The sequence below is a fragment of the Sorangium sp. KYC3313 genome (assembly GCF_052075895.1).
GTDB classification, from domain to species: Bacteria; Myxococcota_A; Polyangia; order Polyangiales; family Polyangiaceae; genus Sorangium; species Sorangium cellulosum_B.
The window spans coordinates 7,666,285-7,684,325 of sequence record NZ_CP197255.1 but is presented as its reverse complement, the minus strand read 5'-3'; the positions used below and the strand labels follow the sequence as shown (position 1 = coordinate 7,684,325).

Genomic DNA, 18,041 nt, shown 5'->3' with positions numbered 1-18,041 from the left:
CCTCCCCCGAAGGGGGCTCGGCGGCCGTCGGCCCTGTGGTATGAGCCGGGGAGGATGGCTCGCCTGCCCCGCACCTCCTCCGCGCTTCCGCTCATCGCGGCCGCCGCCCCGCTGCTCGGCGCGTGCGGCGGCGGCGACGGAGATGCCCCCGTGATCCCCCTCGCCGACGAGCGCGGCGGCGGCGCGCGCGTCGCCGAGATCGTCGGTGACGCCGGGTGGCTCGACCCGGAGGACGAAGAGAGCCGGCGCTGCGCCGCGCCGCCCGCTCGCCGCGCCCACGTCACCGGTGCCACCCTCGTCGCCATCGACAGCTTCGACGAGACCGGCGAGGGCGCGCGCGGCAACCACTACGTGCAAGACAGCGCCGACGAGCCGGTCCCCTACTCGGGGATGACGGTCTTCCAGCCCGCGTTCGACCCCCCGGATCTGCGGCTCATCCCCGGCGACGTCGTCGACGTGCTCGGCGAGCTCACCGAGTTCCTCGGCCCCTCCGCCGGCCGCTTCGGCGGCTGCCGCAGCTTGCCCGAGATCGGCGGGACCATGAGCTTCCGCTTCGAGGACCGCCCCGCCGTCCCGATCCGCGTGCCGCTCGACGACCTGAGGGGCTACGCGTCGGCGCGCCCGTACATCGGCATGCTTGTGCGGGTCGAGGGCGTCAGGATCGCCGGCGACCCCTCGAGCCGCGACGGCCGCTACGCCGCGTCGATCGACGTCGGGGCCGGCGTGCGCCCCGCCGACGTCCCGCGCCTCTCGAACGAGCTCTACGATCTCGAGCGCGAGGGGCCGCCGCTCGCGGACGGCGCCGCCTTCCGGTCCGTCACCGGCGTGCTCACCTACTTCTACGGCTTCAAGATCGCCCCGCGTTGCCCCGCCGATTTCCAGCTGGAAGGCGCGCCGCTGCCCTCCGACGACGCATGCGCTCCCTGAGGCCCGCGCTCCTCTCGCCGCTCGTCCTGCTCGCGGCCTGCGGCGGCGCGGCGCCCGGCGGCTCGCCGGCGCGGGGGCACGCCCTCGCCTCGACGCCCGAGGGCAGCGTCGGGCGCATCGAGGTGCGCCACCTCGACGCCCGGCCGCGGCTCGCGCTCGTCTCGCGCGACGGCGATCCCGCGCCCGCGCTCGTCGTCTCGGTCGCGACCGATCTCGGCTCGGTCGCGACGACGGCGCTCGCCAGCGTGGTCGAGGCGCGCCTGCTCGCGGCCGGCTTCGACGTGGACGCGCGCATCGACCGCAGCGCCTTCCGCGTGCGCCTGCTCGTCAGGGACGCGGCGCGCGTCGCGCCGTTCCTGCGGGCGCTGTCGGCGGCGTTCGCGCAGCCCATCGCGGCGGGCAGCCCGGAGGTCGCCCGGGCCGCGGAGCGGACGCAGGCGCTCCGGTCGAGCCCGCTCGACGCGCCGGAGCTCTCGCCGATCGCGGCCTGCACCGGCCAGCTGGGCCTCGCGGGCGCCGAGCCCGTGGTCGATCTGGCGACGCCCGCGGGCGCGCGGGAGCTCGAGGGGTGGCGCGCCGCGGCGCTGCACGCCGGGCGCACCTCGATCGCCGCCGTCGGCCCGGCCGCGTTCTGCGAAGAGGCGGCGCGCGCGGCGGAGGGCGTCGACGCCTGGCCGGCGGGCGCCCCGCCCGCGGATCCCTGGCCGGCGGCGGACACGGTCGGCGTGTACACGACGAACCAGCTGGGGCGGCGGGCCGCCCGCGTGACCGTCGCCGCGCGCGTCGCGAGCCCCCAGGCGGCCGTCGCCGCGGCGGAGCGGCTCGGCGCGCCGGGGTCCCCGCTCCGCGCGCGCCTCTCGGCGCTCCCCTCCCCCTTTCGCGCCGTCGAGGTGCTCGGGGTCGCCCGCCCGCGCGGCGGCTGCGTGAGCGTGACCATCGAGGCCGCCGATCTGCCCACGGCCCCGCCCGTCGAGGCCTCGGCGGCGCTCGCGGCCGCGGTGGCGCGGCAGGAGATCCGCCGCGGCCTCGCGGCGCCGACGACCCCCGACGTCGCCACGCGTCAGGTCCTCACCGCGCAGGACCCTCGCGACGCCGGCGCGCGCGCCTCGTGGTGGGCGCTCTCCGGGAGCGCCCCGGGCGCGCAGCCGGAGCGGTGGGCGACGGCGCTCGGCCTCCCTCCGAGCGCCGACCCGCCGAAACCCGCGGCGCCGGGCCAGGCCGGCGCTCAGCGCTTCGAGGCCGAGCTCTCGCGCGCGCTCGCGCCGGGAGCCCAGCCCTCCCTGGAGCGGCGGGCGCTGGTCGAGCGCGGGCAAGGCGAGGTCTGGGTCCTGCTCGGGAGCCCGTGCGGCGTCGCCGAGGAAGGGCTGTACGACGCCGGCGCGACGGCGCTCGCCGCGCTCGCCGCCGTGCAGACCCGGCGGCGCGAGCTCGACGTCACGATCGAGCCGTGGGTCACGGCGGATGCCGTCGGCGTGATCGCGCACGCGCCGTTCCGCGACGAGCGCGAGACCCCGGCCGAGCTCGGGCGCCGCGTGGCGAACGCCGCCGCGCGCGCGGTCGCGGCGACCACGCTGCGCCCCGAGGCGCTCACGCTGGCGCGCGCCGCGGCGCTCCAGCACCTGGAGCACCTCTCCGGAGGGCGGGCCGCGGCGCTCGAGGCCTTCGCCTCCGCGATCGCGCCCGACCACCCGTCCTGGATCGAGCCGTTCGGCGTCTGGGACCGGGTGGCGAGCGGCGCGCTCGAGACCGTGCAGCTCCGCTGGCAGGCCCTCGCGACCGGCCCGCTCCGGCTCGCCGTCCTCGCGAACGCCGACGCTTCCCAGGCGGCCGCCGCGGCGGAGGCCGCCGAGCGCTGGCTCGCGCCGCGGCTCACCCCGCGCGGGTGCGGCTCGCCGGACGGCGCGGTGGTGCCCCGGCTCGGTCACCACGACGCCCGCCTGCCGGCCGGGGCGGCCCTGTCGCAGGCCGTCGTCGGCGCGCGGCTCCCTGCGGCGCGCGAGGCCTCTCCCACGGCGCGCGAGCTCGCCGAGCTCACGGTCTCCGCCCTCAACGGCGAAGGCGGGCTGCTCGCGGCCGCGCTCTCTCCCGCGGCGAGCACGGCGTCCCCGGCTCCAGCCGGCGCGGCGCCGGCGAAGCGGCCGCTCGCGGCCCGCGCGAGCGCGCGCGTCCTCGGCGGGGCGCGCGCCGCGGCGCTCGCCGTCGAGATCAGGGCAGAGGCCGGCGAGCTGAGCGAGGCCTCGGCCCGCGTGAAGGAGCTCCTCGCCGGCCTGGCGCAGCGGGTGACCGACGCCGATCTCGGCCGCGCCGAGGCCCACCTCGCCCGGCGGGAGCGCGACGCGCTCGCGGAGCCCAGGCGCCGGCTCATCCACCTGTTCAACGGCCGCGCCTCCCGCGCGGCCGCCGCGAAGATCACGCTGGCCGCGTGGCGCGCCTTCCTGGCGGGCGCGCTCGGCGCAGACGCTATCGTGACCGTCGAGGCCCGGCCCGACTGATCACTCCCCGCCGTCGAAGTCGCCGGCGTCCTCGATCTCGGCCGGGCGCCCGGCGCGGGGCTCCTCGGGGCCCTCCTCCTCGGCGTCGCCGTCCGCGGCCGTGGCCTCGTCCTCGTCGACCTCGTCCTCGTCCTCGTCGTCATCCGGCTGGGTCAGCACGGGGAGCCGGCGCTTGCCGACCGGACCCTCGTCGACGTAATCGCGCAGCGCCATCATGTCCTTCAGCGCCTCTAGCTTCGCGAGCGCCTTGACCTCGACTTGGCGGATCCGCTCGCGGGTCAGGTTCATGATCGCCCCGACGTCCTCGAGCGTCGTGCCGCCGCGATCCGCGACGTCGAGCGCGCACGTCTCGTTCATGTCCCAGACCTCGAGATCGGGGAAGTTCAGCTTGATGGCGCCCGTCCTGGCGGAGACGTCGAGATAGAGGTGGTGCTGGCACGAGACGTACGGGCACGGCCTCGGGCCGTCGACGCACTCGGCGCGGGCCCGCGGCTTGTAGTAGTCGGTCTCGGGGTAGAGCATCCGGCCGATCTCGAGCTCGCGCTTGGTCATGCGCTTGACGCTGATCGTCCGCGCCCGGATCTCGCGCTTTCGCCGCGACCTGCGCTGCTCGCGCGTGATGGCGTTCCCCGACTCCGCGGGATCGGCCTGGAGCGCGAGCGCGCCCTCCACGATGGGCTCCGTCGAGCCCGCTGGGCCGCGATCGCCCTCCGCCGCATCCGCACCGTCCAGGCCGAAGATCTCGAGCTCGCTGTCAGACACCGTCGCCATGCGCTGCCTCCGTTTGGTAGCGTCTCCGCTCTCAAGCGCGCGCGTCTCTCCCCGTACGTCCGAGTCCCAGCTCGAGCGCAGAGGGATCCGCTCCTTAAGCCCGACGTAAAGCCGGATGCCGTCCCTAAAAAATCGCGACGAAACGAGCCGATGCCCGTCCCGTCGATCGCATCAAACCCAGGCGGGGCCGCGCCCGCGGCCCCATGTACTTCACGACGACGAAAGCCCCGCGACTCGGCCCCTCAGGACGAAGCCGCCTGTTTCGTGAGCCGCGCTTGCGCCATCAAGCGCTCTTCTATCAATCCCAGCTTGGCGACGAGCTCCCGCGCGAGCGACTCTGCGCTCGCGAGGTCCTGGGCTATCGCCCTGCCGCTCGTCTCGCTTCGCCTCTCCTTGGCAGCATCCCTGAGCGCATTGAAGACCTTGGCCATCGTGCGCTCGAGCTCCTCGATATCACCTCTCACGAACAGGAATTCACGCTGGATCTCTTCGATGGTGTAGTCCTGGGCCATCATCTCTTTGATGCGCTGAACCTGGCGGACTACCGTGGCCGGATACATCCCCTGCGAGCCCTGGTGCTTGCCCTTGCGCCCCACCCGCACGCTGCGAGGGAGCAAGCCGAGCTGCACATACTTCCGGAGCGTCGCCTCGCTGAACTTGATGCCATGAGCCGCGAACAGCTCGAGGATATCGCTCGATGTGATCCCCTGGGCGTGCTCCCGCTCGATGCGATCAAGCACCTCCTCAGGGATCCTCTGCACCGGTCCTCCCATCGATTGCCGGAGGCCCTACCCAACCGACGCGGGCGACTCTATTCCACTGAATGGAATACAGTCAATTGACGCGACTACGATTATTGTGTGGCTGTCGCGAGACGCGGTGCTTTGCCGGGGTTCTTGACAACCCTCGGACATTTTTCGTCCGTCGGGACGACGCGTCGGCTCGACGCGGGTCGGGGGCCGGGGTGGGAAAAAGGCGACGCTCGGTGCAATGGGTGCGAGCAGGGGGGCGCCCGACACCCTGCGGGGCTCGTGCAGCGGCATGCCCCGTACCCTGACACACATCGGTCATTTCAGACAAAAGGGCTGATAGTCTCGCCGCCACCATGGCCAAAGCCCTCGCCAGCGAGGGTCGGGGCTCGGCCTCTCCCGCCGCCCCCCGACCCGTCGAACGCGTCATCAGGGATGTCACCGCCCGCGGGGTCAGGATGCGGGTCCTGGTCGCCGGCGCGGGCAACGGCCCGGCGCTGCTGCTGATCCACAACTTCCTCGTCAGCCACCTGGAGTTCGATGACGTGATCGACACGCTGGCCCAGCGGTTCCACGTCATCGCCCCGGACCTGCCGGGCTTCGGCGAGAGCGAGAAGCCGAGCCCGGCGCGGTACGCTTACGGCATCGAGACGTTCGCCGAGGCCGTGGCCGACCTCATCGCCGCCTTCGGCGTCGGCCGCGCGCACCTCGTCGGCCACGCGATGGGCGCCGCCGTCGCGATCACGCTCGCCGCGAACCACCCGGAGCTCGTGCAGCGGCTCGTCCTGGAGGACGCGCTCTGTTACCCGTTCCCGATGAGCTTCAAGATGAAGCTCCCGCTCCTGCCTGTCGTGGGCGGCATCGTCTTCAAGCAGCTCCACGGCCGCGGCTCGTTCCGGTCGTACTTCCGCGACGACGTGTTCCGGGCGGACGCGGCCGTGCCGCTGTCGCGCGTCGACCGGCACTACGATCTCTTCAACGCCCCCTCGGCGCGCGAGAGCGCCCACGCGGTGCTGCGCGCGGTGCTCGACGCGCGCCCCGTCGTCGCGCGCCTCACCCGGATCACGGCGCCGACCCTCGTCGTGTGGGGGCGCGACGATCGCATCTTCCCGGCGCCGAGCGCGCAGCGGCTCGCCCGCGAGATCTCCGGCGCGATGCTCGAGATCATGGACGCCGGGCACTCGCCCCACGAGGAGCGGCCGGGGGAGTTCGTCGCGCTCGTGACGCAGTTCCTCGAAGGGAAGCGGTGACGGTGACGGCGCGCTGGGCTCGGCTCTCGCGCGGCGCGGCGCGAGCGGCCCGGCGCGCGGGGCGCGCCGTCCTCGGCGAGGACGCGGCGCGGCGGTTCCTCGGGGACCGCTCGGCGCTGCTCGGCCTCGGGATCGTCGCGCTGCTCTCGCTATTCGCCGCGGTGGGGCCGGCCGTCATCACCCACGACCCGAACGCGAGCGACTTCACCCTCGCCCGCGACGCCTCCGGAGCGCCGCCCGGGCCGTCGGCCGCCCACTGGCTCGGGACGGACCCGCTCTTCCGCGACCTGCTCGCGCGCCTCGCGCACGGCGCGCGGCTCTCGCTCGGCATCGCGCTCGCGTCGACCGCCCTCGCCACGGGGCTCGGCGCGCTCGTCGGCGTCACGGCCGGCATGGCCGCCGGCACGCGGGCGGACGCGCTCGACGGCGCGCTCATGCGGCTCGTCGACGTGATCCTCGCCCTGCCGTACCTCCTGTTCGTGACCGCGATCGGCGTCGCCGTGGGGCGCGCGGACGTGGGGACGATCCTGCTCGTGCTCGGCCTCACGGGGTGGACCGGGGCGGCGCGGGTCGTCCGGGCCAAGACGGCGGAGCTCACGCAGCGCGATTTCGTGGCCTCCGCGCGCGCGCTCGGCGCGGGGCCGCTGCACATCGTCCGGCGGCACGTCCTGCCGAACGTGGGCGGGACGCTGCTCGCGCTCGCGACCATCAGCGCCGGGCAGATGATCCTCGCGGAGGCCGCCCTCGGCTACCTGGGCGTCGGCGCGCAGCCGCCGACCGCGAGCTGGGGCCGCATGCTGCACGAGGCCGAGCCGTACCTCGGGGCGAGGCCGCTCCTCGTGGCCGCGCCAGGCTTCGCCATCGTGCTCGCCGTGCTCGGCTTCCACCGCGCGAGCGAGGGGCTCCGCGACGCGCTCGATCCGGCCGGCGCGGCGCTCCCGCGCGGCCGTCGCCTGCCGGTCGATCTGCTCGTCGCGGGCGCGGCGCTGCTCCTGCTCTCGGGCGGCTCGACGGGCGGCGTCCGCGCGCCCCTCGGCGGCGAGCCGGCGCCCGGCGCGCCCGTGCGCGGCGGGACGCTGCGCCTCGCGACCACGGTCAACGCGCGCGCGCTCGATCCGGCGATCGCGTACGACGAGCTCTCGAGCACCGTCGCGGAGCTCGTCTTCGCCCGCCTCGTCACGTGGGACCAGGGCGGCCGCATCACGCCCGATCTCGCGCGCGCGATCGAGGTGGAGCGCGGCGGGCGGACGTACGTCTTCACGCTGCGCGAGGGCGTGCGGTTCCACGACGGCGCGGAGCTCCGCGCCGCCGACGTGAAGCGCTCGATCGAGCGGACGCTCCACCCGAGGACGCCGAGCCCGGGCGCGAGCCAGTACGACATGATCGAGGGCTTCGCCGAGTACCACGCGGGCGCGGCGCCGCACCTCGCCGGCGTGCGGGTGCTCGGCGATCACGCCGTCGCGATCGATCTGCGCGCGCCGGACGCGACGTTCCTGCCCCTCATGACGCTCGCGTTCATGGCGCCGGTGTGCCCCTCGTCCGGGGCCGCGGTCGACGCGGCGAGCCCTCCGCCGCCGTGCGGCGCCGGCCCGTTCCGCGTCGCGCGGTGGGACCAGGACGGCAGCATCGGGCTCGCCCGCCACGAGGGGTACTTCCGCCCGGGCCTGCCGTACCTCGACGCCATCGCGTGGCAGACCGGCGTGCGCGCGACGACCCAGCGCTACAAGTTCGAGGAGGGCGAGCTCGACGTCCTGCGCGATCTGACCGCGATCGACGCGGCGGCCTACCGCGCCGCGCCCGGGTGGGAGGGGCAGAGGCGCTGGGTGACGCGGAACAGGACCAACGCCGTCTTCCTCAACACCGAGCTCGCGCCGTTCGACCAGCTCGCGGTCCGGCGCGCTGTCGCGTTCGCCCTCGACCCCACCGTGCTGGAGAAGGTGCGCCCCGATCTGCTCGCGCTCGACCGGGTGCTGCCGCCGTCGATCCCGGGCCCCCCGCGCGAGGCGCCGATGCGGCAGCACGATCTCCCGCGCGCGCTCGCGCAGATGGCCGAGGCCGGCTACCCGTACGACCCGGCGACGGGGAGGGGCGGCTACCCGGGCGTCATCGACTACATCGCGGTCCCGGACACGCTGGAGCAGGCGATCGGCGAGATCGTCCAGCAGCAGCTCGCCAGGATCGGCCTCCGCGTCCGCCTGCGGCTCGTCAGCTGGGCGACCTACCTCGCCGAGGCCTCGCGGCGCCGCGCCGTCCCCATGGGCTGGGTCGGGTGGCAGGCCGATTTCCCCGACCCGGCGAGCGTCTTCGAGCCGACGCTCTCCACGCGCGCCATCCGCGACGAGGGCTCGCAGAACTACGCCTTCTTCAGCGACGAGGAGCTCGATCGCACGCTCGACGCCGCCCACGCCGAGCAGGATCGCGCGAGGCGCCTCGCGCTCTACGACCGCGCCGAGCGCATCGTCCGCGATCGCGCGCCGTGGGTGCCCACGTACACGGCGCGGCAGCTCGAGCTCTGGCACCCCTACGTGCGCGGCCACGAGGGCGCCGCCGCGCTCACGTCCCGCTTGCATGAGGTCTGGCTCGACCCGTCCGCGCGGCCCGGGGCCGGCGGAGGGCCGCGCTCGGCCGCGCCACGAACCGCGACGCCGCTCCGCGCGCTGCTGGCGCGCGCGGCCCTCCCCCGATGAGCACCACACGCGCGCGCCGTGCCTCCACGCCCCGCCCGGGCCGCGCCTCCGCGGTGGGCTCCGCGCTCGCGCGCCTGCTCCGGCGCCTCGGCTGGGCCGCGATCGTCATTGCGGGGGTCACCGCCGTCTCGTTCGGGATAGCGTACCTGCTCCCGGGAGACGCCGCGCGGATGCTCGTCGGACCGCAGGCCTCGGCGGCGGACCTCGAGCGCGCGCGGGCCATCCACGGGCTAGATCGCCCGGTCCCCGTGCAGTTCGCGCGGTTCGTCCGGCGGCTCGTCCACCTCGGCCCCGCGGGGGTCGGCGACGACAGCGCCCCTGGCGCCCACGCGGGCGCGCGCGCCGATCCGGAGCACCGCAGCTGCGCGGCGGGGCCGCTCGGCCTGCACGTCGACCTCGGCTACAGCTTCCATTACCGCAAGCCGGTCGTGGATCTGCTCGAGGCGAAGGTGCCGCGATCCGTCGAGCTCGCGCTGGCCGCCCTGCTGGTGCAGCTCCTGCTCGGCCTCTCGCTCGGGATCGTCGCGGCGGTCCGCCGGGGGACGGCCTGGGAGGACGCGGCGCTCGGCGCCACGCTGCTCGGCGCGAGCGCGCCGACCTTCGTGATCGGCCCCGCGCTCCAGTACGTGCTCGCCTACGAGCTCCGGCTCTTGCCGTACGACGGGTACGGCGCCACGGCGGCCGATCACCTGCGGTCCCTCGTCCTGCCGGCGCTGACGCTCGGCGTGTTCGGCAGCGCCCTCTACGCGCGCATCGTCCGCGAGGAGCTCCGGACGCTGCTCCGCCAGGACTTCATCCGCACCGCGCGGGCCAAGGGCGCCTCTCGCCTGCGCGCGCTCGTCGTTCATGCGCTGCGCAACGCGCTCTTGCCGCTCGCCACGCTCGCCGCGCTCGACCTCGGGGCGCTGGCGGGCGGCGCGATCGTCACGGAGAAGCTCTTCCGCTGGCCCGGCGTCGGGAGCATGGCGGTCGAGGCGCTCCAGAACCGGGACGGCCCGCTCATCGTCGGGACGGTGCTCTTCTCCGCGGCCGCCATCGTGCTCGTCACCGTGGCGCTCGACGTGGCGGCCCTGGCCCTCGATCCCCGGCTCAGGTCGCGGTCGCGCTGAGCGCGGACCGCACGCTCACGGCATGCCGGCGAGCGCGCGGCACTCGGCGCCGAGCGAGGACTCGGGCGAGGAGAGCTCGGCGCACTTGCGGAACGACGCCCGCCCGCCGCGCCCGGCCGCCTGCTCTGCGGCGCCGCGCAGGTGCCACGCCGCGGCGCTCCCCGGGGAGGCGGCGGTGAGCTGCTGCGCGAGCTGCACCGCCTTGCCGGTCTGCCCCGACTCCAGGGCGCGCATCACGCGCGTCGAGAGGGGCCCCCCCTCCTCGTCCGGCGCGGCAGGCGCGGGCGCGGCAGGCGCGGACGCGGGCGCGGCAGGCGCGGACGCGGGCGGGGCAGCCGACGGCGCCGGCTCCCGCGCCGGCGCGGCGGTCTGGCCCGCGGTCGCCGCCGCGCTCGGCGGCGCCGCGTGGGTGGTCGGCGCGCGCGAAGCGTGCTCGGAAGGCGCTCCGGCCGGCGCGGGGCTCGCCGCGGCAGGCTTCGCCCGCGCGCTCGCGCTCGGGGCCGCCGGCGCGGCCGGCTGGCCCGCCGGGGCGTCGGCGGGGGTCGCTGCGGAGAGCCCCGCCGCGGCGGCGGCCGCCGGCTCTCCGTCCGGCTCCGACGCGGCCAGCGCCGCTGCGGGCACCGCCGCGGTGTGCTGCCCCGCCGGCCCCTCCTCCGGCAAGGGCGCATGGACCGGCGCCGCGGGCACGGGGCGCCCCGTCTGGCCGACCAGCCACACGCCGGCGGCCCCGAGCGCGAGCGCCGTGACCAGGCCGGCGACGATCCGCGCGATGCGGGCCCGGCGCTCCTCGTGGCGGGGCCCGAAGAGCGTGGCCTCGACCGCGCCGGCGGTCGTATCGGCGTCCTCGGCCGAGGGATGCTCCTGCGCCGCCATCCCCTCCGGCGCGTCCACCCCGCCGCCGAGGAAGAAGCGCTCGCTCTCGCTGATCGGCCCGGGGTCGCCAGGAGGCGCGTCGTCCGGCGCCGCCGCGAGGCTCGCCGCCGGGGCGGCGTCCGGCACCGGCAGCGGCGGCGGGGAGGCCTCGTTCGGGCGCGCCTCCCCGGCCTTCGCTTCGACGGGCTGCGGCGCCTGCGCGCGCTCCGCCGCGCGCGGGACGGCGACGGGCGGCGGCGCGTCGCTCGGCGGGCGGGGGCGCAGCGTGGGGCTCGTCGACGCCGCCGGGGTGCGCTCCTCTCCGGCGGGCGGCGCGACGCCCGCTGCCGCCGCGAGCGCAGGCGGCGCTGCCGCAGGCACGGGCGGCGCCGCGGGCTCGGGAGGCGCCGCAGCGGGCGCCTCGGGGGGCGTGGAGCGAACGCGCTGCTCGGCGGGAGCGGCCGCGGGCCTGTCGCTCCTCGTGGAGCGCTGCTTCTGCGCGAAGCTGCGCGGCGTCACGAGCGGTCGCGTGAGCGGGGCCTCATCGCTGCTCGCGAGCGTGGTGTCCTTGTCGAGCTCGACCTCGGCGCGCGACCGCGTAACCCGGGCGGCCTCGGCAGACGACGCGGCGTTCCGCGGCGGATCCGACGGCGCGCGGCCCCCCGCGCCCCCGGGCCGCACCGCGGCGTTCCGCGGCGGATCCGACGGCGCGCGGCCACCCGCGGCCCCGGGCCACGCCGCGGCGCTCCGCGGCGGATCCGACGGCGCGCGGCCCCCTGTCGCGCCGGAGCGCGCCGCCGCGGCCGACACGGTGATCCGCGGCGGCTCCGACGGCGCGCGGCCCCCCGCGGCGCCGGGCCACGCCGCGGCGCTCCTCGGCGGCTCCGACGGCGCGCGGCCATCCGCGGCCCCGGGCCGCACCGCGGCGTTCCTCGGCGGCTCCGACGGCGCGCGGCCACCCGCCGCGCCGGAGCGCGCCGTCGCGGCCGACACGGCGCTCCGCGGCGGCTCCGACGGCGCGGAGCGCGCCACGGCGGCGCTCGCGCTGGCCGCTCGGCCGACCGCCCCTGGCCCGTGCACCGCGCTGCGGGTCGTCACGGGGCGCCCGGGGGACTCCGCGTCGGGGTCCCCCGCCGGCGCGTGCAGCTCGTGACCGGGCCGGGAGCGCGGGAGCACCGCCGGAGAGACCCGGGTCGAGAGCGGCGCCGGGACCACCACGGCGTCCTCGAGGTCGTCGGAGCCGGCGTTCCCCGGGCTCCCCTCGGGGTAGTTGGAGCGCCGCGCGCTCGACGGCGACGAGAGCGGCGAGAACTCGTCGTGGAACGCCGCCTCCGGCTCGCTCGGCACCACGTCGTCGGGGGGGAGCGCGGCGGCGGGCACCAGCAGCCCCTCGAAGTAGAGCTTCGAGATGGTCGAGAGCGTCGAGAGATCCTCGAACGGGGACGCGTCGACCACCTGCATCAGCGTGCGCTTGCCGTCGAACAGGCGCAGGATCCCGTTCAGCTCGTCGGGGATCTCGTTCAACCGCTCCAGGAGCTCTTCGCTGTCGACCTCGAAGACGGTCGCGAGCGACGGCAGCGCCTCGAGGAGCCGGCCCCACTCGTCGACGCGGCGCATGCCCTCCATGAGGAGGCCCTGCGTCGACGTCTCGATCCCGTCGGGGTTGTCGACCTTGCAGAACTCGACCTCGAACGTCCCCTCGTTCCACAGGAGCGCGCGGTAGACGGCCTCCTCGCCGCAGAGCCGGCCGAGCGTCGCGTCGACGACCTTGCCCTCGCGGAAATAGACCTGCGCCTCGTTGTCGGCGTGCGACAGGTGGACGATCCCGCTCTTCCGGCTCACCTCGAACGTCTGCAGCAGATCCACGACGTTCATGTCGAGGATCGACCCGGAGAACCTGGTCCGCCCCGTCGTCGAGAAGTGGCGCGTCGTGATCCCCTCGCGCGTCCGCCGCGCGAGGAGCAGCGTCACGCGCGCGATGAGCTCGCGCACGAAGATCGGCTTGGTCAGGTAGTCCTCGACGCCGAGCTCCAGCCCGCGGATCTTGTCCTCGATGGACCGCTGGCTCGTGAGGAAGACGACCGGGATCGAGGCCCAGTCGGCGTGCTCCTTCATCTTGCGGACGAGGGCATATCCGTCCACGTTGGGGAGGCGCGTGTCGCTGAGGACGAGGTCCGGCGTGGAGACCTCGAGCTTCGCGAGAGCGTCCGCTCCGTCCTTCGCGGTGGTCACGCTGTAACCGGCCTTTTTCAGGCTGACCTCGAGGACCCGAACGCTGCGCGGATCCGCGTCGACCAGGAGGAGCTGTTGCTTGGCCACTAGAGGTTTCCGCCTCGCGAAGGATGGCGAGCCCGAACGGACGCTGTCAAGCGCTCCGCCCTGAGCGTCGCCGCTGCCGTCGATCGCTTGTCCCGCGGCCGCGGGTCCGGTGATCGACCTCGTCCATCGTGCACACAGGACGGCTGGGAAGGCCAGGTTTCGTCGCGCGCCGATCGCGCGATCAGCGCTTCCAGGGATCGACGATATCGCCGGTTGCTTGCGGCCTTACCACGGAGGCCGTGGGCGCCGCGGTCGCCGCGGGGCGGCCCGTCGTCGCGGTCGGCTTCGCCGGGATCGGGGCGGCCGTGCCCTGGGTGCGGGGCGGCTCCTGCGCGGTCGGCGCGGGCGGCGCGGGCGCCGCCGTCGCGGCCGCGGTCGCGGCGGGCGGCTCGTCGATCGCCCTGGCGGGCGCCGTCTCCGCCTGGAGGGCGCCGCCGGGAGCGTCGGCGGCGGCGGCCTCGGGCGGCTCCTCGGGCGCCGAGACGCGCAAGGCGCGGACGCCGAGCGCGATGGCGATGGGCACGAGGACCGCCGCGAGCGCGATCGCCACGCGCGCGGCCATCGAGAGCGGCTCGGACGGCTCCGCGGGCGCCTGGACCGGGGCGAGCACCTCCTCGTGCGCGCGCGGCCGTATCGACTCGTGCGCGCGCGGCCGTATCGACTCGTGCGCGCGCGGCCGTATCGACTCGTGGCGAGGCAGCTCGCCCGGGGGCGCGACGGAGGCCCCGCGGCCCGGCGGATCGAGCGCGAGCTCGATGGCCTCGACGAGGTCCGCCATCGAGGAGAAGCGCTCCTCGGGGTTCTTCGCGAGGCAGCGCATGACGATCGGGCCGAACGCGCCGAGCGCGGCGGCGTCGGGCATCACCTGCTCGAGCGGCTCGGGCGACATGTACATGTGCTTGGTCAGCACGCCCATGTACGTGTCCGCCTCGAAGGGGACGCGCCCAGCGAAGCACTCGTACATGAGGACGCCGAGCGCATAGATGTCGGCGCGGGCGTCGATGCGCTTCCCCTCCGCCTGCTCGGGGCTCATGTAGTGCGGCGTCCCGAACACCATGCCGATGCGCGTGAGCCGCTTGCCGCCGGTCACCTTCGCCACGCCGAAATCGAGCAGCTTGACGAACTCCTGATCGCCGTTGCGGACGAGGTACACGTTGTCGGGCTTCAGGTCGCGGTGGATGACGCCCGCGGAGTGGGCGGCCCCGAGCGCGGCGGCGCACTGGAGCATGATCTGCCCGACCCTGTCGGCCGGCAGCGTCTTCTCGGTGCGCAGCAGCGACGCGAGGGAGGTCCCGGAGAGGAACTCCATGACGAAGAACGGCAGCTCTGCCTGCCCCGTCTCGACCTCGATCGCGCCGAAATCGCTCACCGCGACGATGTTGGGGTGGCCGATCGCCGCGGCCGCCTTGGCCTCCTGGATGAAGCGGGCGACGAGCTCGGCGTCCTGCGCGATGTCGCGCCGGAGCACCTTCAGGGCGAAGAGGCGGCCGAGCGACTTGTGGCGCACCTCGTACACCGTCCCCATCCCCCCTTCACCCACGACCGCCTGCACCTCGTAGCGGCCGTCGATGGTGCGCCCGAGCATCGGATCGGCCGATGGATTCCAGTCGGGCGCGTCGGCGAGCGGATCGCCGTCGAACGGGCAGAAGCGGGAGTCGCCGGAGAAGGTCTGCTTGCAGGTCGGGCAGCGCCGCGCGCGCGGCGTCTGCTTCACCTTCCCCCGGCGCGCCGGCCCGTCGAAGCGCGCCGGCAGGGGTGGGAGCGCCGGCAGCGGCGGGAGCGCCGGGCGCGCGTCGACGCGCGCTGGCAGTGTGTCCCCCCCGCGCGGCGGCACGTCGCTGCGAAGTGGCACGTCGCTGCGAAGCGGCAACTCGCTGCGCGGCGGCGCGTCGCTGCGCGGCGGCAGGTCGCTGCGCGCTGGCGGCAGGTCGCTGCGCGCCGGAGGCACATCGCTGCGCGCCGGAGGCACATCGCTGCGCGCCGGAGGCTGAGCAAATGATTCGTCTCCGTGCAGCCGAGGGATGTCTTCCCGATGGAACAGCTCGGCAGCCTCGGACTCGCCGGCGGTCATCTCGGGCTGAGCATCCCCGGCCATGCGGAGCGTCACTGGCACCCCATCGAGTCTAGCCGAAAGCGCGCTCAGTGGTTCGGATCAGATGGCGCCAGTTTGGCGACCGCGGTGGAGCGCCCCCCCGCGGATCGCCGCGCGCGGCGGCCGGCGCCGCCTGGTAAGGACTCAGATCTCTTCCAGAATCTTCGCCTTGCGGGCCTGGAACTCCTCGTCGGTGATGAGGCCCTTGCTCTTGAGCTCCCCGAGGCGCTCCAGGCGCTGCTCGATCGACGGCGCTGCGGCGGGGGCAGCCTGCGGCGCGCCCGGGTAGCCCTGCGGCGCCCCCGGGTAGCCTTGCGGCGCCCCCGGGTAGCCCTGCGGTGCGCCCGGGTAGCCCTGCGGCGCCCCCGGCTGCTGCATGTGCGGCGGCACGAACTGAGGCTGGCCCTGCGCCGCGAGCGCGGGGTTCATCGCCTGCGCCAGGCCGGCGCCGATCGCCACCTGGGCGCCCAGCCCCGCGACGCCGCTGCCGTCGCCGCCCTGCGCCATGCCCTGGCCGGCGCCCATCATCGCCTGGCCGGCGGCGTAGTTCTGCCAGTTGCCCGCCAGCTGCTGCACGTACCGAGCGTCCTGCTGGAACCGCTGATCGAGCTCGAACTGCTTCGCGCGGGCGGTGTCCTGCGCGACCCCGATGCCGCGGCGCGCCTCGCCGCGCGCCTTGTTCGCCTCGCGGAGGAGCTTCTGGTCCTCGGCCGAGAAGTTGATGTTGAAGTTGCCGATCTCGAGGATCTTGCAGCCGATCTCCTCGAGGTTCGGCGCGGATTGCACGATGCGGGCGCCGAGCTCCATGCTCATGCCGCCGAGGTTGAGCAGGCTCTTCTGCTGCTGCGCGCAGACCTGGCCGATCACGGTCTTCACGCTCATGAAGAACTTGCCCTTGATCCAGCTCAGGACGACGTCGTTGTCGCCGCTGCCGCCGCACTGCCCGTGGTACCCGACGACGAACCGCACCGGATCGACCACGACGAGCGAGAACTCACCGAAGATGCGCGGCGTCACGAACTCGTAAAGGGTGGGGTCCTCCATCGACTCCAGCGGCCCGCCGAACGGCACGCCGCGGACCGGCTGCGTCTTGACGAAGAAGATCTCGGCGATGAAGACGTCCCCGCCCGTGAACTTGTTGACGAGGTTGTTCAGGAACGGGATGTTCTGGGTCTGCAGGGTGTGGCGCCCTGTGGGCAGGTAACCCATGTACCTGCCGTCCTTGAAGAAGAGGGCACACTCATCGCTGTCGACCGTCAGCTGCGACCAGAAGGGGATGTTCTGGTCCGGGTGCTTGTAGACGATGAGATGCTTCGCCGCGTCCGGGCGCGCGATCATCATCTCGCGGACGCCGCTCTTCACGAAATCGAAAATCCCCATGTCGCGCTCCTCTTCGGTGTGCTGGGTGTGACGGACCTGCCGGTCCCCTGCCCCCCGGGACCTCGGGTTTCATTCCGGCAGGCGGCGCGCAGGGCGCGCGCCGTTCGTTCTCCGTTGACGATCGCCGCGCCTTTCAGGCACACAGCGGCCTCAGGATAGTCCGCAGATCGCAGGGCAGCAATGCCCGCCGGGAGGACCGTATGCCCGTTGCTCCGCTCGCTCTGCTAGCTCTGCTCGCTCTGCTTGAGCCGCTGGCGCCACATGGGGCCGCGCTGGCGAGGGCGCCTCGATGACCGCGCCGATCGACGTCAGCGCCCTCTCGGCGCCCGCGCAGAAGCTGGCGCAGCCGGGCGCGCCGCAGAAGCTCAGGGAGATGGCGGCGCGCGGCATCGCCCCCGGGCTCAGGCCGGGCGAGGTCGTGACGGTGCTCGTGCTGCTCGCGTCGCGCGAGGAGGAGCCGGCCCGCGAGACCGCGGAGAAGACGCTGGCGGCGCTCCCCGAGCCGCTGCTCCAGGGCGCGCTCGGCGCGGATCTGCAGCCGCCGGTCATCGATCGGCTGGCCCGCGTGTACGCGGACCGCCTCCCGGTCGTCGAGAGGCTCCTCGCGATGCCGGGCGTCGCCCCGGAGACGCTCGAGGAGCTCGCGCGGGCCGGGGGCGAGGCGGTGACGGAGCTCATCGCCGTCAACGAGGAGCGGCTGCTCAAGAACCCGCGCGTCATCGAGCGGCTCTACCTCAACAAGAACACGCGGATGTCGACCGCCGACCGCCTCGTCGATCTCGCCGCCCGCAACGGGGTCGAGCTCACGGGCATCCCGGCGTGGCGCGAGGTCAGCATCGCGATCAAGGACGAGCTCATCGCGGAGCCGTCGCCCGAGCCCACGCCGGACGACGTGCTGTTCAGCGAGACGCAGGCGCTCGCGGAGGCGCTCGCGGCGGACGAGCCGGTCGACACCCACGTCGAGGACGAGGAGGGCAAGGAGGAGATCAAGGAGCAGTACGTCCCGCTCTACAAGCGGCTCGCCGACATGACCATGTCGCAGCGGATCCGGCGGGCGATGCTCGGCTCGCGCGAGGAGCGCATGCTGCTCGTGCGCGACTCGAACCGCCTCGTGGCCAGCGCCGCCGTGCGCAGCCCCCAGATGCAGGAGGAGGAGGTCGTCCTCATCAGCCGCAACCGGAACATCTCGGACGAGGTGCTGCGGATCATCTCGACGACGCCCGAGTGGCTGAAGAGCTACACGGTGAAGCGGAACCTCGTGGAGAACCCGAGGACGCCGGTGCTCGTCGCGACGCGGCTGGTCCAGCACCTGCGCGAGTCCGATCTCCGGGGCATCGCGAAGAGCAAGAACGTGACGTCGCCGGTGAAGGACGCCGCGAGGCGGCACCTCGAGCGGCGCAAGAGCTGAACGGG

General features: G+C 74.9%; 11 protein-coding genes. 6 read left to right on the top strand and 5 right to left on the bottom strand.

Annotated features, from left to right (window positions below; all coding sequences use genetic code 11):
• Positions 1 to 54 precede the first annotated feature (54 nt).
• Both ACSRUE_RS29700 and ACSRUE_RS29695 read left to right on the top strand, forming a co-directional pair.
• Positions 55 to 927: a hypothetical protein gene (locus ACSRUE_RS29700; RefSeq protein WP_441286520.1), complete on the top strand. Its 873-nt coding sequence runs from the start codon at positions 55 to 57 to the stop codon at positions 925 to 927.
• Positions 915 to 3,419 (top strand): hypothetical protein, encoded by a 2,505-nt coding sequence (locus ACSRUE_RS29695; RefSeq protein ID WP_441286519.1) that lies wholly within the window; start codon positions 915 to 917, stop codon positions 3,417 to 3,419. Before ACSRUE_RS29700 ends, ACSRUE_RS29695 begins: the two co-directional genes overlap by 13 nt.
• On the opposite strand, the gene ACSRUE_RS29690 is transcribed toward ACSRUE_RS29695, so the two are convergent.
• Together ACSRUE_RS29690 and ACSRUE_RS29685 are read right to left on the bottom strand one after the other, a co-directional pair.
• The gene (locus ACSRUE_RS29690) at positions 3,420 to 4,190 is read right to left on the bottom strand and encodes a sigma factor-like helix-turn-helix DNA-binding protein (RefSeq protein ID WP_441286518.1); all 771 of its coding nucleotides are present in this window, start codon (positions 4,188 to 4,190) and stop codon (positions 3,420 to 3,422) included. It lies immediately after the preceding gene.
• 242 nt (positions 4,191 to 4,432) lie between these two features.
• Positions 4,433 to 4,930 (bottom strand): MerR family transcriptional regulator, encoded by a 498-nt coding sequence (locus tag ACSRUE_RS29685; protein WP_441286517.1) that lies wholly within the window; start codon positions 4,928 to 4,930, stop codon positions 4,433 to 4,435.
• 467 nt (positions 4,931 to 5,397) lie between these two features.
• On the opposite strand from ACSRUE_RS29685, the gene ACSRUE_RS29680 reads away from it, so the two are divergent.
• Genes ACSRUE_RS29680 through ACSRUE_RS29670 form a run of 3 tightly spaced genes read left to right on the top strand, consistent with a single transcriptional unit; the run spans position 5,398 to position 9,985 of the window.
• The gene (locus tag ACSRUE_RS29680; protein WP_441286516.1) at positions 5,398 to 6,189 is read left to right on the top strand and encodes an alpha/beta fold hydrolase; all 792 of its coding nucleotides are present in this window, start codon (positions 5,398 to 5,400) and stop codon (positions 6,187 to 6,189) included.
• A complete protein-coding gene (locus tag ACSRUE_RS29675) occupies positions 6,186 to 8,876 on the top strand; it encodes an ABC transporter substrate-binding protein (protein ID WP_441286515.1) in 2,691 nt (896 codons plus the stop codon). The genes ACSRUE_RS29680 and ACSRUE_RS29675 overlap by 4 nt, the downstream gene beginning before the upstream one ends.
• On the top strand, positions 8,873 to 9,985 hold the full coding sequence (locus ACSRUE_RS29670) for an ABC transporter permease (RefSeq protein WP_441286514.1): 1,113 nt from the start codon (positions 8,873 to 8,875) through the stop codon (positions 9,983 to 9,985). The genes ACSRUE_RS29675 and ACSRUE_RS29670 overlap by 4 nt, the downstream gene beginning before the upstream one ends.
• A 15-nt stretch (positions 9,986 to 10,000) precedes the next feature.
• Here the strand turns inward: ACSRUE_RS29670 and ACSRUE_RS29665 are convergent, their stop codons facing one another.
• The 3 genes from ACSRUE_RS29665 to ACSRUE_RS29655 all read right to left on the bottom strand — a co-directional run bounded on the left by ACSRUE_RS29665 (position 10,001) and on the right by ACSRUE_RS29655 (position 16,628).
• Positions 10,001 to 13,156 (bottom strand): response regulator, encoded by a 3,156-nt coding sequence (locus tag ACSRUE_RS29665; protein WP_441286513.1) that lies wholly within the window; start codon positions 13,154 to 13,156, stop codon positions 10,001 to 10,003.
• Between the two features lie 181 nt (positions 13,157 to 13,337).
• Positions 13,338 to 15,251 carry a protein kinase domain-containing protein gene (locus tag ACSRUE_RS29660; protein WP_441286512.1) on the bottom strand — a complete coding sequence of 638 codons (1,914 nt, stop codon included), beginning with the start codon at positions 15,249 to 15,251 and terminating at the stop codon, positions 13,338 to 13,340.
• 141 nt (positions 15,252 to 15,392) lie between these two features.
• On the bottom strand, positions 15,393 to 16,628 hold the full coding sequence (locus tag ACSRUE_RS29655; RefSeq protein WP_437767602.1) for an SPFH domain-containing protein: 1,236 nt from the start codon (positions 16,626 to 16,628) through the stop codon (positions 15,393 to 15,395).
• Between the two features lie 289 nt (positions 16,629 to 16,917).
• Here ACSRUE_RS29655 and ACSRUE_RS29650 point away from each other — a divergent pair, with 289 nt between their 5' ends.
• Positions 16,918 to 18,036 (top strand): hypothetical protein, encoded by a 1,119-nt coding sequence (locus ACSRUE_RS29650; RefSeq protein WP_441286511.1) that lies wholly within the window; start codon positions 16,918 to 16,920, stop codon positions 18,034 to 18,036.
• Positions 18,037 to 18,041 lie beyond the last annotated feature (5 nt).

Coding starts and splice junctions, on each gene's coding strand:
- ACSRUE_RS29660 (WP_441286512.1), bottom strand. CDS start 15,251: ATGGCCGGGGATGCTCAGCCCGAGATGACCGCCGGCGAGTCCGAGGCT.
- ACSRUE_RS29695 (WP_441286519.1), top strand. CDS start 915: ATGCGCTCCCTGAGGCCCGCGCTCCTCTCGCCGCTCGTCCTGCTCGCG.
- ACSRUE_RS29700 (WP_441286520.1), top strand. CDS start 55: ATGGCTCGCCTGCCCCGCACCTCCTCCGCGCTTCCGCTCATCGCGGCC.
- ACSRUE_RS29680 (WP_441286516.1), top strand. CDS start 5,398: ATGCGGGTCCTGGTCGCCGGCGCGGGCAACGGCCCGGCGCTGCTGCTG.
- ACSRUE_RS29650 (WP_441286511.1), top strand. CDS start 16,918: ATGACCGCGCCGATCGACGTCAGCGCCCTCTCGGCGCCCGCGCAGAAG.
- ACSRUE_RS29690 (WP_441286518.1), bottom strand. CDS start 4,190: ATGGCGACGGTGTCTGACAGCGAGCTCGAGATCTTCGGCCTGGACGGT.
- ACSRUE_RS29670 (WP_441286514.1), top strand. CDS start 8,873: ATGAGCACCACACGCGCGCGCCGTGCCTCCACGCCCCGCCCGGGCCGC.
- ACSRUE_RS29655 (WP_437767602.1), bottom strand. CDS start 16,628: ATGGGGATTTTCGATTTCGTGAAGAGCGGCGTCCGCGAGATGATGATC.